This is a genomic window from Rhizobium sp. BK176, assembly GCF_024808055.1.
On record NZ_JANUBV010000011.1, the window covers coordinates 40,494 to 62,553 of the forward strand.

Genomic DNA, 22,060 nt, shown 5'->3' on the forward strand with positions numbered 1-22,060 from the left:
CTTTCGTTAATCTGTCACGCAAATCACCTATCAGCTAGCGCAATCGCGGCGCCGACGGAGGAGATTTTATGCGCTACGCCATTTGCTTTACGCCCGCTGCGAGCGATCCGCTCTCACATGTGGCCGCAAATTGGTTGGGTCGGAACGTGTTTTCCGGCGAGATGGTTGAGCCAACCGCGATTCGCGGCCTGAGTATTCACGAAATCGCCTTCCACACGGCGATGCCTCGCCGCTACGGCTTTCAGGGCGTCCTGAAGGCCCCCTTCCGCCTGGCCGCCGATTTGACGGAGGCGCAACTTCTGCGTGATCTTATGCGCTTCTGCGGCACGTTGACACCATTTCAGATCAATCGGCTGGAGGTGGCGCGGCTCGGTTCATTCTACAGTCTCGCTCCCTCGCTGCCCTGCGAGCACGTCCACTACCTTGCCTCTTCGGTCGTTCAGCAGTTTGACCGCTTCCGCGCGCCGCTGAGTGAAGCCGAGATCGAGCGGACGGATCCAGGCGGTCTGTCGGCGGCGCAGTTCACCAATCTGCACCGCTGGGGAAGCCCCTATGTGATGGACGAATTTCGGTTTCACATGCCGCTGACCGGCCCTGTCAGTCATTGCGATATCCCACGGGTCGAGCACGCGCTTCGCAACGTTTTCGAGCCAGTGCTTGTCGATCCCGTCAAGGTCGCCAACGTTGCCTTGATGATCGAAGAGGGGAATGGCGGACCGTTTCGGGTGCATTCGTTGCACCCGATGGGCAAAGTCAGCGCCCGGAGGGATCGTGTTCTGGCGCTTGCCTAAGGCTTTGTGCCGCAAAGGCAAAACTCTGTTGCGTACTTTCCGTCTCGACATTCCGTCTCCGGATGCTACCGTTTCGCCGACGTTCAGGAAGGTGATTTCATGGTATCCGAGACTTATCCGCGCAATCTCGTCGGCTATGGACGCAATACGCCCGATCCGAAGTGGCCGGGCGATGCGCGTGTGGCAGTCCAGTTTGTCATCAACTACGAGGAGGGCGGCGAAAGCTGCATTCTCGATGGCGATCCGGCCTCTGAAAATTTGTTGTCGGAAATCGTCGGCGCCGCCGCTTGGCCGAGCCAGCGCAACTTGAACATGGAATCGATCTATGAGTATGGCTCGCGCGCCGGTTTTTGGCGCCTGTGGCGGACGTTCACGGAACTCAAGATTCAGGCAACCGTCTATGGCGTAACACTTGCCATGGCCCGCAACCCGGAGGCGGTCGCGGCCATGAAGGAGGCTGGCTGGGAGATCGCCAGCCACGGGTACCGCTGGCTGGAATACAAGGATTTCCAGGAGGACGTCGAGCGCAAGCATATCCAGGAAGCCGTGCGCCTGCACACCGAGCTGACCGGCGAGCGGCCCTACGGCATGTATCAAGGCAAGCCCTCCGACAACACGCTGCGCCTCGTCATGGAGGAGGGTGGTTTCCTTTATTCCTCGGACTCTTATGCCGACGACCTGCCGTTCTGGGTGAAGGGTGTCGATGACAAGCCGTTCCTGATCATCCCCTATACGCTCGAGACCAATGACATGCGTTTCGCCACGCCCCAGGGCTTCAACTCGGGCGATCAGTTCTTCACCTACCTCAAGGATGCCTTCGATACGCTCTATGAAGAAGGCAAGGCCGGCAGCCCGAAGATGATGTCCGTCGGCCTGCATTGCCGCCTCGTTGGTCGTCCTGGCCGGGCTGCGGCGCTGAAGCGCTTCATGGAGTATGTGCTGAAGCACGATAAGGTGTGGATCCCCCGGCGTCTCGAGATCGCGCAACATTGGCATACGCACCACAAGCCGGAGACGATCTGATGCTTTCGCGTGACGAGTTCGTATCGCGTTACGGCGGTGTTTTTGAACATTCGCCATTCATTGCCGAGCGTGCCTATGATGATGGCTTCGTCGGTGACGAATTGACGGTTGATCGTGTCCACACGGCGCTCGTTGCCATCTTCCGGGCGGCCAACCCAGAGGAGCGGCTGGGAGTGCTGCGTGCCCATCCCGATCTTGCAGGACGCCTCGCAATCGCAGGTGAATTGACCGAGGACAGCAAGAAGGAGCAGGCGGGCGCCGGGCTCGACCGACTTAATGCGCAGGAGCACGACCGTTTCACCGAGCTCAATACGGCGTATGTCGAGAAGTTCGGCTTTCCGTTTATCATTGCGGTGAAGGGCTTGAGCAAGGACGATATTCTGGCGGCGTTCGAAAGGCGCATCGGCAATACGAGCGACGAGGAGTTTGAAACGGCCACCGCTCAAGTCGAGCGTATCGCGTTCCTGCGGCTGGAAACTATGCTAGCGGGACGCTGACGCACGATTCCTGGTGCTTTTCTCTTTTGCATCCGTGACTTATAGTCGCGTCATGAAACCTTCGGAAGTGCTGGAGAAGAACAGGCAGGCAATCCGCGAAGCCACGAAGCGCTTCAACGCGGCGAACCCGCGTGTTTTCGGTTCGGTTGCGCGCGGCGAAGATCGGGCTGATAGCGATCTGGATATTCTGGTGGACGCGCTACCCGGCAGTACATTGTTAACGTTAGGCGGCTTACAGGATGCCTTGGAACAGATGATGCTCGGCAAATCCATCCATCTGTTGACGCCCGGCGACTTTCCCGAAGCCGTGCGGATGCGTGTCCTTTCTGAAGCGAAGCCGATATGAGCGTGGAGCGAATTCCCTATCTGCTGGAGCGCATGCGGCAAGCCGCGACCGATGCCCAGTTCATGATCGATGGTGTCAACAAGGAAGAGTTCCTAGCGAATGTTATCCTTCAGCGGGCAGTTGGAATGAGCCTCCTGATGGCTTCGGAGATCGCTTCGCAACTGATAAAGATCCATCCCGAGTTTACGCTGGAACACCCGGAGTTTCCTTGGGGTGCGATGCGCGGGATGCGCAGTCGTATTGCACACGGCTATTTCGACATCGACCTCGACAAGGTTTGGGCTACGGCGAAAGACGACGTCCCAGATCTCCTCAATAGGCTTGACCTCGTGCGCAATTGGCGCGCCGAAGGCGAATAACGACATGCCTCAATTCCTCGACATCCTTCCCCTGACCAAATCCGCCTTTGCGCCGTTCGGTGATGTGATCGAAGCCGATCCGGCGACGATGCGTTATATCAACAACGGCACGACGGAACGTTTCCATGCGCTCGCGGCCGCCGAAGCAGTCGGCGAGGGCGCGCACGTCATCATCAATCTCTTTCGTGGTCAGCCGCGGGCGTTTCCGTATGAAATCGGCATGATGGAGCGGCATCCGTTCGGCAGTCAGAGCTTTTCGCCGATCTCGGGTCGGCCCTATCTCGTCGTCGCCTCTGAGGACGAGGGCGGAAGGCCCGGTCGTCCCCGCGTATTCCTCGCGCGTGGCGATCAGGGCGTGAACTATCGCCGCAACGTCTGGCACCATCCGTTGATGTCGCTTGGTGCTGCCAGCGATTTCCTCGTTGTCGACCGCGACGGCCCCGGCAATAATCTGGAAGAGTACGCTTTCGAAGCCCCTTACATCATCAGCGAGCCGAGCCTATGACCGGACTGACGACCCATGTTCTCGATACTGCGTCCGGCAAGCCAGCAGAGGGATTGCGGATCGATCTCTTCCAGATGGATGGCGATTTTCGCCACCACATCAAGACCGTGCGGACCAATTCCGACGGCCGCGTCGACGGCGGCCCGATCCTAGTTGGCGATGGCTTCAAGGTCGGAACCTACGAATTGCACTTCCACGCCGGCGACTATTTGCGCGGGATGGGCGTCGCGTTGCCGCACCCGGCGTTTCTGGATCTCGTGCCCATCCGCTTCGGTATCGCCGACCTCAGCGCGCATTATCACGTGCCACTGCTAATCTCGCCCTACGGCTATTCCACCTATCGCGGCAGCTGACCATGCGGTTTGCGGCGATCGCGGCCGCGGACGGCAACCACCTCACTCTGGAGGCGGACGCCCGCCCGGATTGGGCAGGCGCGCTCGCGACGGGCTGGTTGCCGTAGTAGCTCGTTCTTACTGGCGACCGAGCAGGATCGACGAGTTGACCTCGTTGATGTCGCGCTTGCCGCAAAGCGCCATGGTGATGTCCATTTCCTTGCGGAGGATGCCAAGCGCCAGGGTCACGCCTTCCTTGCCCATGGCGCCGAGGCCGTAGAGGAAGGGGCGGCCTATATAGGTACCCTTGGCGCCGAGGGCGATTGCCTTCAGCACGTCCTGGCCGGAGCGGATGCCGCCGTCCAGATGCACCTCGATCTTGTGGCCGACGGCATCGACGATCGGTTCCAGCATGCTGATCGACGAGGGGGCGCCGTCGAGCTGGCGACCACCATGGTTGGAGACGATGATGGCGTCGGCACCGGTCTCGGCTGCCGCCCTGGCGTCCTCGACGTCGCAGATCCCTTTGATGATCAGCGGGCCGCCCCATTGTTCCTTGATCCAAGCGACATCGGCCCAGGAGAGCTGCGGATCGAACTGCTCGGCGGTCCAGGAGGCGAGCGAGGAAAGATCGGAGACGTTCTTCGCGTGGCCGACGATGTTGCCGAAGGTGCGGCGCTTCGTCTGCAGCATGTCCAGGCACCAGAAGGGGCGTGTTGCCATCTGCCAGATATGCTTTGGCGTAAACTTCGGCGGCGCGGAGAGGCCGTTTCGCAGGTCCTTGTGGCGCTGGCCGAGGATCTGCAGGTCGGCGGTCAGCACGAGGGCCGAACACTTCGCCGCCTTGGCGCGGTTGATCAGGTTGAGCACGAAATCCTTGTCGCGCATCACGTAGAGCTGGAACCAGAAGGGTCTGGTCGTGACAGACGCGACATCCTCGATCGAGCAAATGCTCATCGTCGACAGGGTGAACGGAACGCCCGCGTCTTCCGCTGCACGAGCGGCCAACATCTCGCCGTCAGCATGTTGCATGCCCGTCAAACCTGTGGGCGCAAGGGCGACGGGCATCGACACCTTCTGGCCGATCATCGTCGTCTCCAGCGTGCGGTTCGTCATGTCGACGAGCACGCGCTGGCGCAGCTTGATCTTGGCAAAATCGCTCTCATTCGCCTGGTAGGTCGACTCCGTCCAGGCGCCGGAATCCGCGTAGTCGAAAAACATTTTCGGGACACGGCGCTGGGCGAGGGTTTTCAGGTCGGCGATCGTGAGAGGCGTGGCCATGGATAAGACTTTCACATCTGAATAACGCCATGGCCCTTAACATGATTTCCGAGGCTTTGTGTATCTCTTTCCTCGCCTATGGAACAAGAATCAGGCTTCCTGCGGCACGTCCCGCTTCGAGGAATTGCTGAGCTTCTGCAGCTTCCTCCAGCGCGTATTCGCGGGCGATCGTTGCGGTGATGCCAGCTGCCAGCATTTTGACCACGGTCTCGGCCGCCGTCAGGTAAGCCGAAGTGTCCGTGATGTAAGCCATGATACTTGGATGCGTCAGCGATTTTCCGGGGCGAAGTGCGTCGACGGCGACAGGCGGGATCGGCCCGCCCGCCTGTCCGATCGTCGCCACGACGCCGAACGGACGGACGGATGCTATGGATTTTGCAAGCGTGCCGGCGCCGATGCCGTCATAGGCGACATCGACGCCGCCATTGTCGGTGAGCGCCTCGACCGCGGCGACGAGATCGGCATCGCGACCGACGATCAGATGGTCCGTGCCGTAGTCGCGGGCGAGATCGGCCTTCTCCTCCGAGCTTACGGTTCCGATGACGGTGGCGCCGAGATGCTTTGCCCATCGCACGAGAAGACTTCCAAGCCCGCCGGCGGCGGCGTGGATGAGGATGGTGGTTCCCGGCCCGACGCGATAGGTCTTCGTCAGCAGCATGTAGGCCGTCAACCCCTTCAGCATGGACGCGGCCGCGACCTTTGAAGGCAGGTTATCGGGCAGGCGAATGGCGCGGACTGCCGGCAGAAGGCGTGTTGCGGCATAGGCGCCAACGGGGGCGCCGGCATAGGCGACGCGGTCGCCGGGCTTCAGGTCGGTGACCGCGCTCCCCACGGTTTCGACAGTGCCGGCGCCTTCGACGCCGAGTATGGCGGGATAGGCCGGCAAGGCGTAGAGCCCGCGCCGGTGATAGATGTCGAGGAAGTTCATGCCGATCGCGTCGTGGCGGATGCGGATCTCGTCTGCACCGGGCGACTGCAACGCCTGTTCCGAAACCTGTAATTGTTCGATGCCGCCTGGGGCGAGAAGCGTAATGACCTTGTCCATGAGTACTCTCCGATTGCTGTTGCAAGCATCATCGCGCATGGCATTCTGATCGAAAATTCCCTATTACCTCTCATTAAATAGGAAAAAATTAACAATGATCGATTGGGAAAGCCTCCGTTATTTCGCGGCGCTCGCGCGCGCCGGAACGCTGCTCGGGGCGGCTCGCGCCCTAGGCGTGGAACATGCCACCGTTGCCCGCCGGGTTGCCGGGCTTGAAGAGCAGATGGGCGTGAAGCTGGTTGACCGGCGCGGTCGCCGCATCGTGCTGACACCGGAGGGCGAGCGGGTCGCCGGGATGGCAGAGCGAATGGGGCTGGAGGCGCAGGCCGTCGAACGGCTGGGGCTTGCCGCGGGTGCGACGCTCGCTGGGGAGGTCCGGATCAGCGCGCCGCCGACACTTGCGGCTGCGATGCTGCCGGCAGGGCTGGTCGCCTTGCGGGTCCGGCATCCTGACATCGGCATCACCATCGTCGGAGAGACGCGCTACGCCTCGCTGGACAGGCGGGAGGCGGATATTGCGGTTCGCATGACGAAGCCGGAGCAAGGCAATTTCGTCATCAGCAAGCTCGGAGATATCGGCTTCGGCTTCTATGCCACCGCCGGTTATCTGGCCGCCACGCCGGAGGCGCAGAGAACCTTCATTGCCTATGACGAAACGATGGCGAGCGCACCGCAGTCGATCCGGCTTGCCGAGGCAACCGAGGGGAGGAAGGTGGCGCTAAGGGCCACGACGCTGGAATTTCAGCTGGCGGCGGCGCGCGCCGGCGGTGGCATCGCCATGCTGCCGAATTTCATGCTCGCTGGTGTCGATGGTCTCATCGAGGCGATCCCGCAGCCGCAGCCTCTGACGCGGGAGCTGTGGCTGGTCGTGCACGCGGATATCCGCAACGTGCCGGTCATCCGGGTTGTGATGGACGCCTTGAAATCGATCGCGTGGTCAAGTTAGCAGCTGCGCGCATGTCGCGGGTAAAGGTGGTCGGTGGTGAGAGGCGGCCAGATGCGGCCGCCTTCAATGTCAATATTCCTGCCTGGTCGGCCTGAACAGGATTTCATTGACGTCGACATCCTCCGGTTGGCTCATGGCGAAGGCCACCATGCTCGCAAAAGAATCGGCCGGGATCGCCATCTCGTAGACCTTGCGGACGCGCTCGGCGACGTCAGGTTCGGTGATGCTGTCGGGCAGTTCGGTGGCAACGGCGCCCGGCGAGATGATCGTCGTGCGGATGTTGTAGGGCTTCACCTCCTGCCGCAGCCCCTCCGAAATCACGCGAACGCCATGCTTGGTCGCGGCATAGACGGCCCCACCCGGATTGACCTTGTGGCCGGCGACGGACGAGACGTTGATGATTTGACCGCTCTTCTGCTCCCTCATATAGGGCAGCGCCGCGGCAATGCCGTAGAGCACGCCCTTGAGGTTGACGTCGATCATGCGGTCCCAATCCTCGACCTTGCCGCGCTCCAGCGGAGAGTGCGGCATCAGGCCGGCATTGTTGATGATGACGTCGATGCGGCCGTGCAGCCGAACAGCGTGATCGACCAGGCGTCTGACCTGATCGACCTTGGTTACGTCGGTCTCGACGACGGCATCCGAGGCGAGGCCGAGTTCATCAGCGATCGCATTCAGCCGGTCGAGACGCCGGGCACCGAGAACGAGTTTGGCACCGTCCCTTGCCAGGCGCCGGGCCGCAGCTTCGCCAAGGCCGCTGCTTGCGCCGGTGATCACGACGACCTTGTCCTTGATGCCGTCAGTCATGACAGATCCTTTCCCTTCGCTTCGCCGCCGGTCAGCGGTCGACCCTTGCCTGGAGATGTGCCGGGTAACGGTCGCCCTCGACCTTGTAGCCGGCGAGCGCGGTTTCGATGGCGGCAAGATCGTCACCCGTCAGCTGGACTGCGGCGGCGCCGATGTTCTCTTCCAGACGGTGCATCTTTGTCGTGCCGGGGATCGGAACGATCCAGGGCTTGCGTGCCAGCAGCCAGGCAAGCGCGATCTGTGCCGGTGTCGCGTCCTTGTCGCGGGCGATTTCGCCGAGGCGATCGACGAGCGCTTGATTGGCCTTGCGAGCTTCGGCGGAGAAGCGCGGAACGACGTTGCGGAAGTCCTTGCTGTCGAAGGTGGTCGCTTCGTTGATCGCGCCGGTCAGGAAGCCCTTGCCGAGCGGGCTGAAGGGAACGAAGCCGATGCCAAGTTCCTCGAGCGTCGGCAGGATGTCCTGTTCCGGCTCGCGCCACCACAACGAATACTCGCTCTGCAGGGCGGCGACGGGCTGCACCGCATGCGCGCGGCGGATCGTCCTGGCGCCCGCTTCGGAGAGGCCGAAATGCTTGACCTTGCCTTCGCTGATGAGGTCCTTGACCGTGCCGGCGACGTCCTCGATCGGCACATCGGGATCGACGCGGTGCTGGTAGAAGAGGTCGATCACGTCGGTGTTGAGGCGCTTCAGCGCCGCGTCCGCAACCTCCCTGATATGGGCGGGGCGGCTGTTCATACCGCTCTGGCCGCCATCCGGGCCGAAGTTGAAGCCAAACTTGGTGGCGATGACGACCTTGTCGCGGAAGGGCGCAAGCGCCTCGCCGAGCAGGGTTTCGTTCTTGTAGGGACCGTAGGCTTCCGCGGTATCGAAGAAGGTGACGCCGCGTTCGAAGGCGGCGCGGATCAATTTGATCGCGTCCGCGGTGTCGGTTGCCGGGCCGTAGCCGTAGCTCAGGCCCATGCATCCGAGGCCGAGGGCGGATACTTCGAGGCCGCTTTTTCCGAGTGTGCGCTTTTGCATGGAGTTTTCCTTTCCTAGCCCTGATATTGTTCGTCGCTGACCTTTTCCATCCAGTCGACCACCTTGCCGTCGAGGGCTTCGGCGATCGCGATGTGGGTCATGGCTGTTGTTGCGGATGCACCGTGCCAGTGCTTCTCGCCCGGTTCGAACCAGACGATGTCGCCGGCGCGGATGTCTTCGACAGGTCCGCCGTCACGCTGCGCGCGACCGTTGCCTGAGAGGACAATCAGCGTCTGACCGAGTGGATGGGTGTGCCAGGCGGTGCGGGCGCCGGGCTCGAAGGTCACCGTTGCACCGCCGACGCGTGCTGGCGGCGCCCCGCTGAACGGCGCGTCGATGCGGACCGTTCCGGTGAAATAGTCCGCCGGTCCCTTGGCGGATGGATCGGAGCCGTTTCGCTTGATTTTCATCTTTCGTCCTTTCGTGAGCTCAGGAGCGTGCTGCTCGGCTGACGTTCGGAAGAAGATTTAGTGCGGATGCTTTCCTACGATTAGATGGTATAAACGGCATGATCTTATGAGTAGGATTCATGAATGACGCGGCAATCGATCAACGATCTTATCGCCTTTCTGGCGGTGGCGCGGGAGAGAAGCTTCACGAAGGCCGCTGCCAAGCTCGGGGTGTCGCAATCGGCGCTCAGCCATACGATCCGCGGCCTCGAAACACGCCTCGGTCTTCGGCTGCTGACGCGCACGACGCGCAGCGTGTCGCCGACCGAGGCAGGCGAGCGGCTGCTGGGTTCGATCGGTCCACGTTTCGACGAGATCGAGAGTGAGCTGGCAGCACTCAGCGAATTTCGCGAGAAGCCGGCGGGTACGATCCGCATCACGGCGGGAGAGCATGCCGCCGACGCCATACTCTGGCCCGCCCTGGAGAAGCTGCTGCCTGATTATCCCGATATCAATGTCGAGATCATCGTCGATTATGGGCTGACCGACATTGTCGCCGAGCGTTACGACGCCGGCGTCCGCCTTGGCGAGCAGGTGGCGAAGGACATGATCGCCGTGCGTATCGGGCCTGATATGCGGATGGCGGTCGTCGGAGCGCCTGCATATTTCGACCGGCGGTCGAAGCCGCAGACGCCTTCTGATCTCACCGACCACAACTGCATCAATCTGCGCCTGCCGACCTATGGCGGGGTCTATGCCTGGGAGTTCGAGAAGGACGGACGTGAGGTGAAGGTGCGCGTGGAGGGGCAGCTGGTGTTCAACAACGCGCAGCTACGGTTGAACGCAGCACTTTCGGGGCTCGGTCTGGCGTACGTGCCGGAGGCGCTGGTGCGGCAGCCTCTGTCCAATGGACGGCTCGTTCGCGTGCTTGAGGATTGGTGTGCGCCTTTCCCCGGGTATCATCTTTACTATACGAGCCGTCGGCAAACCTCGCCGGCCTTCGCCTTGCTGGTCAATGCACTTCGCTACCGGGAGTGAGGCACACGAAATCCAGCCCGCTGGTTGCGGGCAGATGCCGACCCCAACGGGCAGATCTCAGATCGCGCTCTTGGCCGCGACGCCTGCCACGTAAGTCTCCACGATCGCGCGGTCGTCGCCCATGGTCTGCAGCAGGAAGAGCTCTTCCGGCAGCGCCTTCACGACCTCCATCTTCAGCGCCATTGCGGGCGTCGCGGCGGCATTGAGGACGACGATATCGGCGTCGGAGCCGACGTCGAGCGTGCCGATCCGGTCGGAGAGCGACAGCGAGCGGGCGTTGCCAAGGGTCATGTGGTAGTAGCTCTCCAGCGGGTTCAGGCGTTCGCCGAGCAGCTGCTGGATCTTGTAGGCCTCGTCCATGGTGCGCAGCATCGAATAGCTGGAGCCGCCGCCGATATCGGTGGCGACGCCGATGCGCACCGGCTTGTCGCGGCGTGCGAGCGCCTTCAGCGGGAAGAGACCGGAGCCGAGGAAGAGGTTCGAGGTGGGGCAATGCACCGCGACCGACCCTGCTTCGCTCATCGCATCGGCCTCGCGATCCGAGAGGTGGATGCAGTGGCCGAAGAGCGTCTTGTCGCCGAGCAAGCCGTAGCGGGCATAGATATCGGTGTAGTCTATGGCCTCGGGATAGAGCTCGCAGGTGAACTTGATCTCGTCGTGGTTCTCGGAGAGATGCGTCTGGATGTGCAGGTCAGGAAACTCGCGGGCGAGCGCCTGGGTGGCTTCCATCTGCGCCGGCGTCGACGTGATGGCGAAGCGCGGGGTGATGGCGACGTGGTTGCGGCCCTTGCCGTGCCATTCGGCAATGATCTGGCGGGTCTCGTCGTAGCCCATCTGTGGGGTGTCGAGCAGACCCTGCGGGGCATTGCGATCCATCATCACCTTGCCGCCGATCATGCGCATGTTGCGCTTCAGCGCCTCGGCGAAAAAGGCGTCGGCGGAGGCCTTGTGGACGGAGCAGTAGGCAACGGCCGTCGTCGTGCCATGGCGCACGAGTTCATCGTAGAAATGCCCGGCTATCCGCTGAGCATGGGCGCTTTCGACGAAGCGGCACTCCTCGGGAAAGGTATAGGTGTTCAGCCATTCCAAGAGGTTCGCGGCGTAGGAGGCGATCACCTGCATCTGCGGGAAATGCAGGTGCATGTCGATGAAGCCGGGCATGATCAGGTGGGGGCGATGATCGATGGTCACCACGTCGGCCGGGGCTTGCGCGCTGACCTGGTCATAGGTGCCGCAGGCAACGATCAGGCCATCCTTGATCAGCAGGGCGCCATCGCTTTCGTAGAGATAGCTACCGCTATCGCCAAGATCTTGAGGTGCGCGCAGGAAGGAGAGGAGGCGGCCGCGAAGAAGGGTGTGTGTCATGGCTTTCTACCTCTCGAATGCATCAGGGCGCCGGCTGGGCGGCGATAGCCGCCGGTGTGGCGGCGCAGCCGTACATGGTCTTGTCTCCGAATGCCAGAACTGCGTTGAGTGGGTAGTGACGGTCAGACATGCCGTCCGAGCAAGCCCCCTTGGTTAGTGTCAGCCTGAGGGGAGCAGGTCCGCCGGCGATTGTCCAGGTGGCGCTATCCTTCTCGATCGCCGGGCCGGAGTTGGCGCTCTTGATGTCCTCCACACCCGGGCGGCTGATGGTGATGCCGTCGGCGCGTATCTTGATCGCCCAGAAAGGCTCAGTGCCGAGGGCGTTGAGGTCGCCGTCAAAATTCCCTGTGGCTGCTGCCGGACTGCCCTTCGCCGTAGTCGCATCTGCGCCGCTCTGGCCGCAAGCGGTCAGGGTGGAGGCGAGGAGCATGAAGCGAAGGGCGGCTGACATCATTCCTGCTTGCCTTCGATTGCGCTTTCAAACCAGGCGACCAACAGCTTGCGTTCGTCCGGGGTGATGTCGGTCACGTTGCCGGGTGGCATGGCGTGGCTGCGGCCTGCCTGTATATAGATCTCGCGCGCACGAGCGGCAATTTCGGCATCGGCTTCCAGAACGACATCCTTCGGCGGTCGCGCCAGCCCCTCATAGACAGGCTCGGCGGCATGGCACATGGAGCAGCGCGTGCCGACAAGCTGCTTGACTGCGGGGAAATGCGCGTCGCCGGCGAATTGCTGGAACGCGGGAGCGACGGCCTGGGCGTCTTTCTCGCCTGTCAGCACCTTCGGCACCGTCGACAGCCACATGATCAGGATGAAAAGGATGACGGTCACGATCCAGGTCCAGGTCGGACGGCCCTTGCGGGCATGCGTCGTGTTGAACCAGTGGCGGATGGTCACGCCCATCAGGAAAACAAGAGCTGCTATTACCCAGTTATAGGCGGTGCCGAAAGCCAGCGGATAATGGTTCGACAGCATGAAGAAGATGACAGGCAGCGTCAGGTAGTTGTTATGAAGCGAACGCTGCTTGGCGATCGCACCGTATTTCGCATCGGGCGTACGTCCGGCGATCAGGTCAGCGACCACGATCTTCTGGTTCGGGATGATGATCATGAAGACGTTGGCCGACATGATCGTTGCCGTAAAAGCGCCGAGATGCAGGAACGCGGCGCGGCCGGTGAAAAGTTGCGTATAGCCCCAGCCCATGAAGACGATCACGGCGTAGAGCACCACCATCAGGCCCCAAGTGTTCTTGCCGAGCGGCGATTTGCACAAGAGGTCGTAGGCGATCCAGCCGACGGCGAGTGAGGCAAGCGAGATCAGGATCGCCACAGGCGCGCTGATGTCGAGCACATGGCGGTCGATGAGGAAGAGGTCGGCACCGCCATAGTAGACGATGCAGAGCATCAGGAAGCCGGAGAGCCAGGTGAAATAGCTCTCGTACTTGAACCAGGTCAGGTGTTCCGGCATCTGCGCCGGGGCCACGAGATACTTCTGGATGTGGTAGAAGCCGCCACCGTGCACCTGCCACTCCTCGCCATAGGCTCCGGGCGGAAGGTGCGGCCGTTTCACCAACCCGAGGTCGAGCGCAATAAAATAAAAGGACGAGCCGATCCAGGCAATCGCGGTAATGACGTGGAACCAGCGGGCCGCAAAGGCCAGCCATTCCCACGCGATGGCATATTCATACATTGAGTTCCCCTGTACTTCCCTCGACTCTTCACATTGCAGAAAGTGGCGTCCCGAGGAAAGGGGATAAGCGTCGGTTGAGCATCAACAGTAAGCGGGCCAGCATCCCTCGCAGTAACGAACTTGTGAAAATGCCCCGTACGGACCGGGTACACACGCAAAGCTCGCAGCGTTCGAAGCTCCGACTGCCTGCTCGGCGTTCAGGGGGGCTCCCGCCATTCTCGCCGTGCTCGGTTGCGCCTAGAGACCCAAACAGCACTCGGCACGCGTCGCTTTCAGCGGCTTGAGGCAGGCATCGGGCCGCTGTCCTACTCCCGGATCGGGGCGAAGGGCCAAGCTTGATCGGCATTGTAATATGCAAACCATATCAAGGCCCTTGGATTGGCCGATGAGATGGCAAGCCGATAGGGCTCTTTCGCCCCAAAAGCCTTTTTCGGGAACAGGTGTTCCCGCGCTCCGAGCAGGAGCGCGTCAAAAAGAATATGTGGCAAGCCAAGATGTCGACGCTTTTGCATCGGATGCTCTCCTGATGGTCGTGATCGGGTCGATCACGAAGCGTGCTTGCGGGCCGCCGTTCGCAAGCACGCGGAATGGTAAAGCGCGGTTCAAAGTGCGTGTGTCGACGCCGCTTTGCAGCATGGAAAGTGGCTTGAAATGTCACGGTTCGATTACAATTTCAGTTTTGAGGCCGTCGGAATGAGGTGAGAATCACGCCATTCCGACGGCGCATTCATCGACGGAGATGATGCCAATGCGCAGCATTCTTGTGTGTGTGATGATTGCATTTGCATCATGTGCCTACGCGCACGATGCGCCGTCGGGTTGGAGCTATGAGCCCTTTTGTTGCAATGGCGACAGCGAGAACGGGGACTGCCAGATGATTCCTCCCAAGAGCGTCGCGATCACGCCGCACGGATATCGGGTCACGCTGCTACCGGGTGATCATAGGCTTGTTACACACGCACATGTCTTCCTTCTTCCCATGGGCAAGGCAATGCGTTCCGGTGATGGTGACTATCACCTTTGTCTGTTCCCGAACGAGGACACGCCACGCTGCTTCTACGCGCCTCAGATGGGTTATTAGCTGCCGCCGGTCCCGGCGACGTTCATTTCAGCAAGAACCCAGTTTCGGAATGCCTTGATCTTAGGGACGTTGCGGCGGTTCTCCGGATAAGCCAGCCAGTAGCCGCGGCCATCGGTGCATTGAAGCTCGAATGGGCGGATCAGCTTCCCGCTCGCAAGTTCCTCCGGATAGAAGTCAGGTGTCAGGATCGCAACGCCCTGGCCGGCCACCGCGGCCGCGGCCTCATAGGCTTGGGCGCCATAAAAGCTCGTGCTTCTCTTCTCGAAGCTGGGAATCGGTACGCCCGCAGCTTCGAGCCATTGGTGCCACCAAGGATCGGTGGGATCGAAAATCCGAAGCTTCAAGAGGTCGGCAGGCTCATGAATCCCGCCAATACTTTCCGCCAGTGCCGGGCTCAGCATAGGCGTGAAATAGACGTCCATCAGTTTGTCCGCCCGCAGCCCCGGCCATTCTCCCCTGCCTGAGCGGATGCCGACATCGACTGCTTCGCGGCCGAAATCGACCAGCGAATCCGTGGTGCTGAGCCGCACGGCGATATTCGGATTGGCGAGCTGAAAATTGCCAAGCTTGCGCGCAAGCCATTGGGACGCGAACGTCGCCAGGCAGGTGATCTGTAGGGTTACCTCTGTTTCCCCACGCGCCTCGGCCATGGCGAGTTGCAGCATTTCGAAAGCTTCGGTCACCTGCGGGGCCAGCCGTTCTCCGGTCTCGGTCAGGCTGATGTGGCGTGGACGACGCAGGAACAGCGGCTCGCCGACATTCTCCTCCAGTAGTTTTACCTGGTAGCTAACGGCGGTCTGCGTCATGCCGAGTTCTTCGCCCGCACGCGTAAAGCTGCCGAGCCGCGCCACGGCCTCGAAGACCCGCAGGGCGTTCAAAGGAAACTGCTTTGACAGCTTCATGGATAAGTTCTCTTTATGCGTTCCAACGATTGTTCGATTGGAATTGCAGCATTTATTGGCGCAATCTGCAACCCAACGGATCAGATTGTTGAGGTGATGTTATGGATTGCGTCGTTATCGAGCACAAGAGCCATGCGAGGGTTTCCGAGACTTCCAATTGGCTCTCAGGCCTTGGCCGCAGACTGCTGCGGCGGTTTTCGGAATGGGACCGGCTGGACCTCGAAGGCATGCCTGATCGCGTCAAGCGCGACCTCGGTTTCCTGGACGGGCGGGAGCCGCGTTTCGACAGGGAGTTCTGGCAGTAGGCATCAACGGAGAAAAGGCAGCACTTGAGTGCTGCTTTTTCTCAGGCCTGCTTCATACGCTCGACGGCCATCAGCACGCGCTCCGGTGTTGCCGGCGCGTCGAGCCGAGGGCAGACCTTGTAGTTCGCAACACTGGCGACAGCCATCGAGAGTGCTTCCAGCACCGAAATCGCCAGCATGAACGGTGGTTCGCCGACTGCCTTTGAGCGGCCGATGGTGGCTTCCGTATTTTCCGACCATTCCGCCAGCCGGACGTTGAAGCTCTTCGGGCGATCGGAGGCGAGAGGAATCTTGTAAGTCGAGGGCGCATGTGTGCGCAGCCTGCCTTTTTCGTCCCACCACAACTCTTCGGTCGTCAGCCAGCCCATGCCCTGCACGAAAGCACCTTCGACCTGGCCGATATCGATGGCCGGGTTCAGCGAGCGCCCGACATCGTGCAGGATATCGGTGCGTTCAATCATGTATTCGCCGGTCAGCGTATCGATCGACACTTCCGAGCAGGCGGCGCCGTAGGAGTAGTAGTAGAACGGAGTGCCTCGGCCGGCCGCGCGATCCCAATGGATCTTGGGCGTCTTGTAAAAGCCCGCAGCGGAAAGCTGAACGCGGGCAAAATATGCCTGCTTGATGAAGTCAGGAAAGGCGAATTCCTTGTCGCCGACTCGTACACGGTTCGGCAGGAAGACGACATCCTTTGGCGGCACCGCCCATTTCTCGGCGGCAAAGGCGACCAGCCGCTCCTTGATCTGGCGGGCGGCATCATAAGCCGCCATGCCGTTCAGATCCGATCCGGACGACGCGGCCGTTGCCGAGGTATTCGGCACCTTACCTGTGGTCGTGGCTGTGATCTTCACCCGCTCGATGTCGACCTGGAAGCTGTCGGCCAGCACCTGCGCCACCTTCGTGTAGAGACCTTGGCCCATCTCCGTGCCGCCATGGTTCAGGTGGATCGAGCCATCCTGATAGACATGAACAAGAGCGCCTGCCTGGTTGAAAGCCGTCAGCGTGAAGGAGATGCCGAACTTCACTGGCGTCAGCGCGATGCCCTTGCGGATGAAGCGGCTGTTGCGGTTGAACTCGATGATTGCGTTGCGGCGCGCCTGATAGTCGGCGCTTTCCTCCAACTCATTGACGATGCGGCCGATGATGTTGTCTTCGACCTCCTGGTGATAGGGGGTGAGCGTGCGACCCGAACCGGGTTGTCCGTAGAAGTTGAGTTTGCGGATTTCGAGCGGATCCTTGCCGACGACGTAGGCAATTTCTTCGATGAAGCGTTCCGCACCGAGCATGCCTTGCGGGCCACCGAAACCGCGGAAGGCGGTGTTCGAGACGGTGTGAGTTTTCAGCGGCTTGGATGCCAGGTGAACATGCGGGTAGAAGTAGCTGGAATCCGCATGAAACAGCGCGCGGTCGGTCACCGGCCCGGAGAGGTCGGAGGAGAAGCCACAGCGGGCGGCGTAGGTGGCATCGACGGCGTGGATCCGCCCATCGTCGTCGAAGCCCAGTTCATAATCGACGAGAAAATCGTGGCGCTTGCCGGTAGCAGCCATATCCTCGTCGCGGTCGGGCCGGAACTTGATGGCACGCTTCAGCTTCTTGGCGGCGATTGCAGCAAGGGCTGCAAACTGGTTGCCCTGCGTTTCCTTGCCGCCGAAGCCGCCACCCATGCGGCGAACGTTCACCGTCACCGCATTCGATGGGATATCGAGGACGTGGCCGACGATGTGCTGGATCTCACTCGGATGCTGGGTTGACGACCAGACCGTAACCTCGTCGTCCTCGCCGGGAATTGCCATGGCGACATGGCTTTCGAGATAGAAATGCTCCTGGCCGCCGATCCGCATTTGGCCCTTCAGGCGCCGCGCCGCGTTTTCCATTTCCGTTTTCGCATCGCCGCGCTGCAGGGTCATCGGGGTGATGACGAGCGGGCTGCCGTTGGCAAGCGCGCCGTCGATATCGCTCCAATGCGGCAGCTCGCGGTATTCGATCTTCGCCTTGCGGGCGGCTCGCCGGGCAATCTCGCGCGTCTCGGCAATGACGGCGAAAATCGGTTGGTTGTGGAATTCGACCTTTTGTTCCGCGAGCAACGGTTCATCGTGGCTACCGTTTGAACTGACGTCGTTGACGCCCGGGACGTCCTTGCCGGTGAACACCCAGATGACGCCTCGTGTGGCTTCGACCTCGGAGAGGTCCATGCTGACGATCTCGGCGTGGGCTCGGTCTGACAGGCCCAAGGCGCCGTGCAGCAGGTCGACAGGCTCAGGCAGGTCGTCGATATAGTCGGCAGAGCCGGTGACATGCTTGTGTGCGGAATCGTGGCGCTGTGCGTCGTGCATGGCGCCGTTGATGATGAATTTTGGATCGCCGAAGGTCGACTTGTCCATCATGCCACCTCTTCGAAGCGGTGGAGTTCAGCCGGCGTTCCTGATGTTTCCAGGAAAAAGCGCATCAGCAGGTTCTTCGCCGTCAGTTGGCGATATTCGGCCGTTGCGCGCCAGTCGGTCAGTGGCTGGAAGTCGGCATCGAACTCGGCCCGCACCGCCTCGATCGTCTGTTCGTTCCAAGGTTTGCCCATCAGCGCGTTCTCGACCTGGCGCGCGCGCTTCGGCGTTGCCGCCATGCCCCCAAAGGCAATCCGGATGTCGTTGACGTCGCCTTCGCCGTCCAGCGTCAGATAGAATGCGCCGAGAACCGCGGTGATGTCCTCATCGCGGCGCTTGGTGATCTTGTAGACGGCAAATCGCGTGTCCTCGGCGGGATAGGGTACGAAGATGCTCTCGACGAATTCGCCGGGACGCCGATCCTGCTTGCCGTAAGCGATGAAGAAGTCCTCGAGCCGTAGCATCCGCGGACCGGCAACAGAGCGCAGCGTCACCGTGGCGCCTAGGGCGATCAAGGGTGGCGGCGTATCGCCGATCGGCGAGCCGTTCGCGATATTGCCGCCGATCGTGCCCATGTTGCGGACCTGATCGCCACCGATACGGTCGATGAGACGGCCAAGTGTGGGCACCTTCTTGGCAATGATCTCGAAGGCGCGGCTGTAGGTGACGCCTGCGCCGATGGTAAAACCGCCATCGCCCGCGGTGATCGACTGCAGATCGGTCAGATGGTTGATGAAGACAATCGGATCCAAGGCACGCATCTGCTTGGTCACCCAGAGCCCGACATCGGTAGAGCCGGCAACAATGGTGGCGTTTGGTTCCTCGGCCAGAACGCGCGCCAGCGCGTCCAGCGAGGCCGGGACGACCAGCCGGCCCTCTGCCGTGGTGATCGAAATGGTCTGGCTGGTCCGCATCGCCCAGAGGCGCGAAATGATCTCGGAGCGGGTCTTCTCGAGCGGGTCGAAGAGCGCGCTCGGGCGGGTGTGGCTCACCTGCTCGGCGGCTTTCACGATCGGCTCGTAACCGGTGCAACGACAGAGATTGCCTTGCAGTGCCTTTTCGATGTCGGCCCGGCTCGGCTTGTCGTTGGAAAGCCAGAGACCATACATCGACATGATGAAGCCTGGCGTGCAGAACCCGCACTGCGAACCGTGGCAATCGACCATTGCCTGCTGTACCGGATGAAGCGTGCCATCCTTGGCGGCCAGATGCTCGACCGTGACGACATGGGTGGCGTTCAGCGATCCCATGAAGCGGATGCAGGCATTGACGGACTCGTAGTGCAGCTTGCCGTCGATCAGCCGACCGACGAGGACGGTGCAGGCGCCACAATCGCCTTCCGCGCATCCTTCTTTCGTGCCCATCAGCCGGCGCTTCAACCGAAGATAGTCAAGAAGAGTCTCGGTCGGTCGGACAGCGCTGAGCGAGACGTCCTCGCCATTCAGGATGAAGCGGATGCTGTCGTTCATGTCGTTCCCTGGTTTTTATCTTTATTTTGAATGGTTATGCCGCGGTCCAGCCACCGTCAATCGAGATGTGGGTGCCGGTTACCTGCCGGGCTTCGTCGCTTGCGAGATAGAGAGCCAGCGCGCCAATCTCTTCCGCCTTGACGAATTCATGCGTCGGCTGGGCCTTGAGGATCACGTCAGTCTTGACCTGCTCCTCGGTGATGCCGCGTGCCTTCGCCGTATCCGGTATCTGCTTCTCGACGAGAGGCGTCAGCACGTAGCCCGGGCAGATTGCGTTCACGGTCACGCCAAACTCGGCAAGCTCCAGCGCCGCCGTCTTCGTCAGGCCCAATATACCATGCTTTGCCGCGACATAGGCGGATTTGAATGGCGACGCGACCAGGCCATGCGCAGAGGCGATGTTGATGATGCGGCCCTGCTTTTTTGTCTTCATCAGCGGAATAGCGGCCCGCATTGTATGAAACGAACTCGATAGGTTGATCGCAATAATCTGGTCCCACTTTTCGATCGGGAAATCCTCGATCTTCTCGACATGCTGAATCCCGGCATTGTTAACCAGCACATCGACGCTGCCGAAGGTCTTGGCGCCTGTTTCGATCAGATCCGCGATTTCAACCGGCTTCGTCATGTCTGCCGGATGGTGGATAACCTTCGCCTCCGAGGTCGATTCAAGTTTCTCGATTATCGCCTTGATTTCCTCAGGCTTTCCGAAGCCGTTGATGACGATATTGTCGCCCTTGCCAGCGAAGGCTGTCGCGATCGCAAGGCCGATGCCGCTGGTGGATCCGGTGACGACGACTGTTCTGGCCATTCTCTTCTCCTCAAGCCATTTTGCGACGCAATAGAGATGAGGTTATGCGCAAAGCATCGTTGCTGGCAATTGCGCTGATGCCAAATCTCTTGTGTCGAAGAGAGGCGGGGTTCTTTCCTCGCCCGCCCTCCTGTCCTATTGATTTCTCCCGACAATCACGATCAGCGGGGGGACAAGCATGAGCGGATATGTTCTGGCAATCGATCAGGGGACGACATCGACCCGGGCGATCGTCTTCGACGGCGAGATGCAGATCGCCGGTGCGGGCCAGAAGGAGTTCCGCCAGATCTATCCTCAGTCCGGCTGGGTGGAGCACGATCCGGAGGAAATCTGGGATTCTGTCGTCTCGACGATCAAGATGGCGATCCGCGAAGCCAGGATCGAGGCAAAGGACATCGCGGCGCTCGGGATTACAAACCAGCGTGAGACTGTCGTCGTCTGGGAGCGTGAGAGCGGTAAGCCGATCCACAACGCGATCGTCTGGCAGGATCGCCGCACGGCTAGCTATTGCGACAAGCTGAAGAGGCAAGATCTCGAAAGGACCTTCACCAGGAAGACCGGCCTTCTCCTTGATCCATATTTCTCCGGCACCAAGCTTTCGTGGCTGCTCGCCAACGTCAAGGGTGCGCGGGCACGCGCCGCCAAGGGAGAATTGTGCTTCGGCACGGTCGATACCTTTCTGATCTGGCGGCTGACGGGCGGCAAGGTGTTCACGACCGATGCGACGAACGCCTCCCGCACACTGATGTACAACATTGCCGACAACAGCTGGGACAAGGATCTCCTTGATATCCTGCGGGTTCCGGCGGCGATGCTACCCGAGGTGAAGGACTGTGCAGACGACTTCGGTACAACCGAGAAGCGGATACTTGGAGCGGAGATCCCGATCCTTGGTGTCGCCGGCGACCAGCACGCCGCGACCATCGGGCAGGCATGCTTCGAACCCGGCATGATGAAGTCGACCTACGGAACCGGTTGCTTTGCGCTGCTCAACACTGGCAGCGACATTGTTCGCTCGAAGAACCGGTTGCTGACGACGATCGCCTACCGGCTGAACGGCGAGACGACCTACGCGCTCGAAGGGTCGATCTTTATTGCGGGCGCGGCCGTGCAGTGGCTTCGTGACGGGCTTGGCATCATCGATACGGCCTCGCGCACTGGCGAGCTCGCCGACGCCGCGGATCCGACGCAGGACGTCTATCTGGTTCCCGCGTTCACCGGTCTCGGTGCACCGCATTGGGATGCAAACGCCCGCGGCGCGATGTTCGGTCTAACGCGCAACAGCGGCCCGAAGGAGTTCGCACGTGCCGCGCTCGAAGCGGTTTGCTACCAGTCGCGCGACCTGCTCGATGCCATGCACAAGGATTGGAAGGGCGGTGTGGACAACACCGTTCTTCGCGTCGATGGCGGCATGGTCGCGTCCGACTGGACGATGCAACGGCTCGCCGACATTCTCGACGCGCCGGTCGACCGGCCCGTTATCCTCGAAACCACGGCGCTCGGCGCCGCCTGGCTTGCCGGCAGCAAGGCAGGCGTCTGGCCGGATCGCGGAGGCTTTGCCAAGAGTTGGCAACGCAACCGCCGCTTCGAGCCGGCTATGGACGAGAAGACGCGCGCAGCAAAGCTCAAGGGCTGGCGTAGTGCCGTCAAGCGCACGATCGCCGATGTGTGACGAGCGCG

The 22,060-nt window shown here is 61.2% G+C and carries 24 protein-coding genes; 12 read left to right on the forward strand and 12 right to left on the reverse strand.

Features of this window, described 5'->3' with window-relative positions; translation table 11 throughout:
• Positions 1-68 precede the first annotated feature (68 nt).
• From FHT76_RS26605 to uraH, 7 genes are all read left to right on the forward strand, one after another.
• Positions 69-791, forward strand: a complete 723-nt coding sequence (locus FHT76_RS26605) for a DUF1045 domain-containing protein (RefSeq protein ID WP_183861330.1) — start codon at positions 69-71, stop codon at positions 789-791.
• Positions 792-890: 99 nt separating this feature from the next.
• Positions 891-1,814: an allantoinase PuuE gene (puuE, locus tag FHT76_RS26610; protein WP_183861328.1), complete on the forward strand. Its 924-nt coding sequence runs from the start codon at positions 891-893 to the stop codon at positions 1,812-1,814.
• Positions 1,814-2,311, forward strand: coding sequence for a 2-oxo-4-hydroxy-4-carboxy-5-ureidoimidazoline decarboxylase (gene uraD / locus FHT76_RS26615; protein WP_183861326.1), 498 nt, complete (start codon positions 1,814-1,816; stop codon positions 2,309-2,311). The genes puuE and uraD overlap by 1 nt, the downstream gene beginning before the upstream one ends.
• A 52-nt stretch (positions 2,312-2,363) precedes the next feature.
• Positions 2,364-2,657, forward strand: a complete 294-nt coding sequence (locus FHT76_RS26620; protein WP_183754020.1) for a nucleotidyltransferase family protein — start codon at positions 2,364-2,366, stop codon at positions 2,655-2,657.
• Positions 2,654-3,016 (forward strand): DUF86 domain-containing protein, encoded by a 363-nt coding sequence (locus FHT76_RS26625; RefSeq protein ID WP_183861324.1) that lies wholly within the window; start codon positions 2,654-2,656, stop codon positions 3,014-3,016. The genes FHT76_RS26620 and FHT76_RS26625 overlap by 4 nt, the downstream gene beginning before the upstream one ends.
• Before the next feature lie 4 nt (positions 3,017-3,020).
• Entirely contained in the window at positions 3,021-3,521 is a 501-nt protein-coding gene (locus FHT76_RS26630) for an ureidoglycolate lyase (RefSeq protein WP_183861322.1), read from the forward strand.
• Complete coding sequence (gene uraH, locus FHT76_RS26635; RefSeq protein WP_183754028.1) at positions 3,518-3,874, forward strand: hydroxyisourate hydrolase; 357 nt, start codon at positions 3,518-3,520, stop codon at positions 3,872-3,874. The genes FHT76_RS26630 and uraH overlap by 4 nt, the downstream gene beginning before the upstream one ends.
• A 117-nt stretch (positions 3,875-3,991) precedes the next feature.
• Here uraH and FHT76_RS26640 read toward each other — a convergent pair whose 3' ends face one another.
• Positions 3,992-5,134, reverse strand: coding sequence for an alpha-hydroxy acid oxidase (locus FHT76_RS26640; protein WP_183861320.1), 1,143 nt, complete (start codon positions 5,132-5,134; stop codon positions 3,992-3,994).
• A gap of 76 nt (positions 5,135-5,210) precedes the next feature.
• Positions 5,211-6,179, reverse strand: a complete 969-nt coding sequence (locus FHT76_RS26645) for a quinone oxidoreductase (RefSeq protein ID WP_183861317.1) — start codon at positions 6,177-6,179, stop codon at positions 5,211-5,213.
• A 94-nt stretch (positions 6,180-6,273) separates the two neighbouring features.
• On the opposite strand from FHT76_RS26645, the gene FHT76_RS26650 reads away from it, so the two are divergent.
• Complete coding sequence (locus FHT76_RS26650; protein ID WP_183861315.1) at positions 6,274-7,125, forward strand: LysR family transcriptional regulator; 852 nt, start codon at positions 6,274-6,276, stop codon at positions 7,123-7,125.
• 69 nt (positions 7,126-7,194) lie between these two features.
• On the opposite strand, the gene FHT76_RS26655 is transcribed toward FHT76_RS26650, so the two are convergent.
• The 3 genes from FHT76_RS26655 to FHT76_RS26665 are packed head-to-tail and all read right to left on the reverse strand — an operon-like array spanning position 7,195 to position 9,363.
• Entirely contained in the window at positions 7,195-7,932 is a 738-nt protein-coding gene (locus tag FHT76_RS26655) for an SDR family oxidoreductase (RefSeq protein ID WP_259129430.1), read from the reverse strand.
• A gap of 31 nt (positions 7,933-7,963) precedes the next feature.
• Entirely contained in the window at positions 7,964-8,953 is a 990-nt protein-coding gene (locus FHT76_RS26660; protein ID WP_259129431.1) for an aldo/keto reductase, read from the reverse strand.
• A gap of 14 nt (positions 8,954-8,967) precedes the next feature.
• Positions 8,968-9,363 (reverse strand): cupin domain-containing protein, encoded by a 396-nt coding sequence (locus FHT76_RS26665; RefSeq protein WP_259129432.1) that lies wholly within the window; start codon positions 9,361-9,363, stop codon positions 8,968-8,970.
• Positions 9,364-9,486: 123 nt separating this feature from the next.
• Between FHT76_RS26665 and FHT76_RS26670 the strand changes: the two genes are divergently transcribed.
• Complete coding sequence (locus FHT76_RS26670) at positions 9,487-10,380, forward strand: LysR family transcriptional regulator (RefSeq protein ID WP_259129433.1); 894 nt, start codon at positions 9,487-9,489, stop codon at positions 10,378-10,380.
• A gap of 57 nt (positions 10,381-10,437) precedes the next feature.
• On the opposite strand, the gene guaD is transcribed toward FHT76_RS26670, so the two are convergent.
• Genes guaD through FHT76_RS26685 form a run of 3 tightly spaced genes read right to left on the reverse strand, consistent with a single transcriptional unit; the run spans position 10,438 to position 13,434 of the window.
• Positions 10,438-11,745, reverse strand: coding sequence for a guanine deaminase (gene guaD / locus FHT76_RS26675; protein ID WP_259129434.1), 1,308 nt, complete (start codon positions 11,743-11,745; stop codon positions 10,438-10,440).
• Positions 11,746-11,767: 22 nt separating this feature from the next.
• Complete coding sequence (locus tag FHT76_RS26680; RefSeq protein ID WP_259129436.1) at positions 11,768-12,199, reverse strand: COG3650 family protein; 432 nt, start codon at positions 12,197-12,199, stop codon at positions 11,768-11,770.
• Positions 12,196-13,434 carry a urate hydroxylase PuuD gene (locus FHT76_RS26685; protein ID WP_259129438.1) on the reverse strand — a complete coding sequence of 413 codons (1,239 nt, stop codon included), beginning with the start codon at positions 13,432-13,434 and terminating at the stop codon, positions 12,196-12,198. The genes FHT76_RS26680 and FHT76_RS26685 overlap by 4 nt, the downstream gene beginning before the upstream one ends.
• A 748-nt stretch (positions 13,435-14,182) precedes the next feature.
• Between FHT76_RS26685 and FHT76_RS26690 the strand changes: the two genes are divergently transcribed.
• Complete coding sequence (locus FHT76_RS26690; protein ID WP_016554797.1) at positions 14,183-14,515, forward strand: hypothetical protein; 333 nt, start codon at positions 14,183-14,185, stop codon at positions 14,513-14,515.
• On the opposite strand, the gene FHT76_RS26695 is transcribed toward FHT76_RS26690, so the two are convergent.
• Positions 14,512-15,417, reverse strand: a complete 906-nt coding sequence (locus FHT76_RS26695) for a LysR substrate-binding domain-containing protein (RefSeq protein ID WP_183861298.1) — start codon at positions 15,415-15,417, stop codon at positions 14,512-14,514. The two genes, FHT76_RS26690 and FHT76_RS26695, sit on opposite strands and share 4 nt — an antisense overlap.
• 101 nt (positions 15,418-15,518) lie before the next feature.
• Here FHT76_RS26695 and FHT76_RS26700 point away from each other — a divergent pair, with 101 nt between their 5' ends.
• Positions 15,519-15,722, forward strand: a complete 204-nt coding sequence (locus tag FHT76_RS26700; RefSeq protein ID WP_183861296.1) for a hypothetical protein — start codon at positions 15,519-15,521, stop codon at positions 15,720-15,722.
• Positions 15,723-15,763: 41 nt separating this feature from the next.
• Here the strand turns inward: FHT76_RS26700 and xdhB are convergent, their stop codons facing one another.
• The 3 genes from xdhB to FHT76_RS26715 are packed head-to-tail and all read right to left on the reverse strand — an operon-like array spanning position 15,764 to position 20,380.
• Positions 15,764-18,103, reverse strand: a complete 2,340-nt coding sequence (xdhB, locus tag FHT76_RS26705) for a xanthine dehydrogenase molybdopterin binding subunit (RefSeq protein ID WP_183861434.1) — start codon at positions 18,101-18,103, stop codon at positions 15,764-15,766.
• Positions 18,103-19,569, reverse strand: coding sequence for a xanthine dehydrogenase small subunit (xdhA, locus tag FHT76_RS26710; RefSeq protein ID WP_183861294.1), 1,467 nt, complete (start codon positions 19,567-19,569; stop codon positions 18,103-18,105). The genes xdhB and xdhA overlap by 1 nt, the downstream gene beginning before the upstream one ends.
• A 34-nt stretch (positions 19,570-19,603) precedes the next feature.
• On the reverse strand, positions 19,604-20,380 hold the full coding sequence (locus tag FHT76_RS26715) for a 3-hydroxybutyrate dehydrogenase (RefSeq protein ID WP_183861292.1): 777 nt from the start codon (positions 20,378-20,380) through the stop codon (positions 19,604-19,606).
• A gap of 178 nt (positions 20,381-20,558) precedes the next feature.
• Here FHT76_RS26715 and glpK point away from each other — a divergent pair, with 178 nt between their 5' ends.
• Positions 20,559-22,052, forward strand: a complete 1,494-nt coding sequence (gene glpK, locus FHT76_RS26720) for a glycerol kinase GlpK (protein ID WP_183861290.1) — start codon at positions 20,559-20,561, stop codon at positions 22,050-22,052.
• The last annotated feature ends 8 nt before the right edge of the window (positions 22,053-22,060 follow it).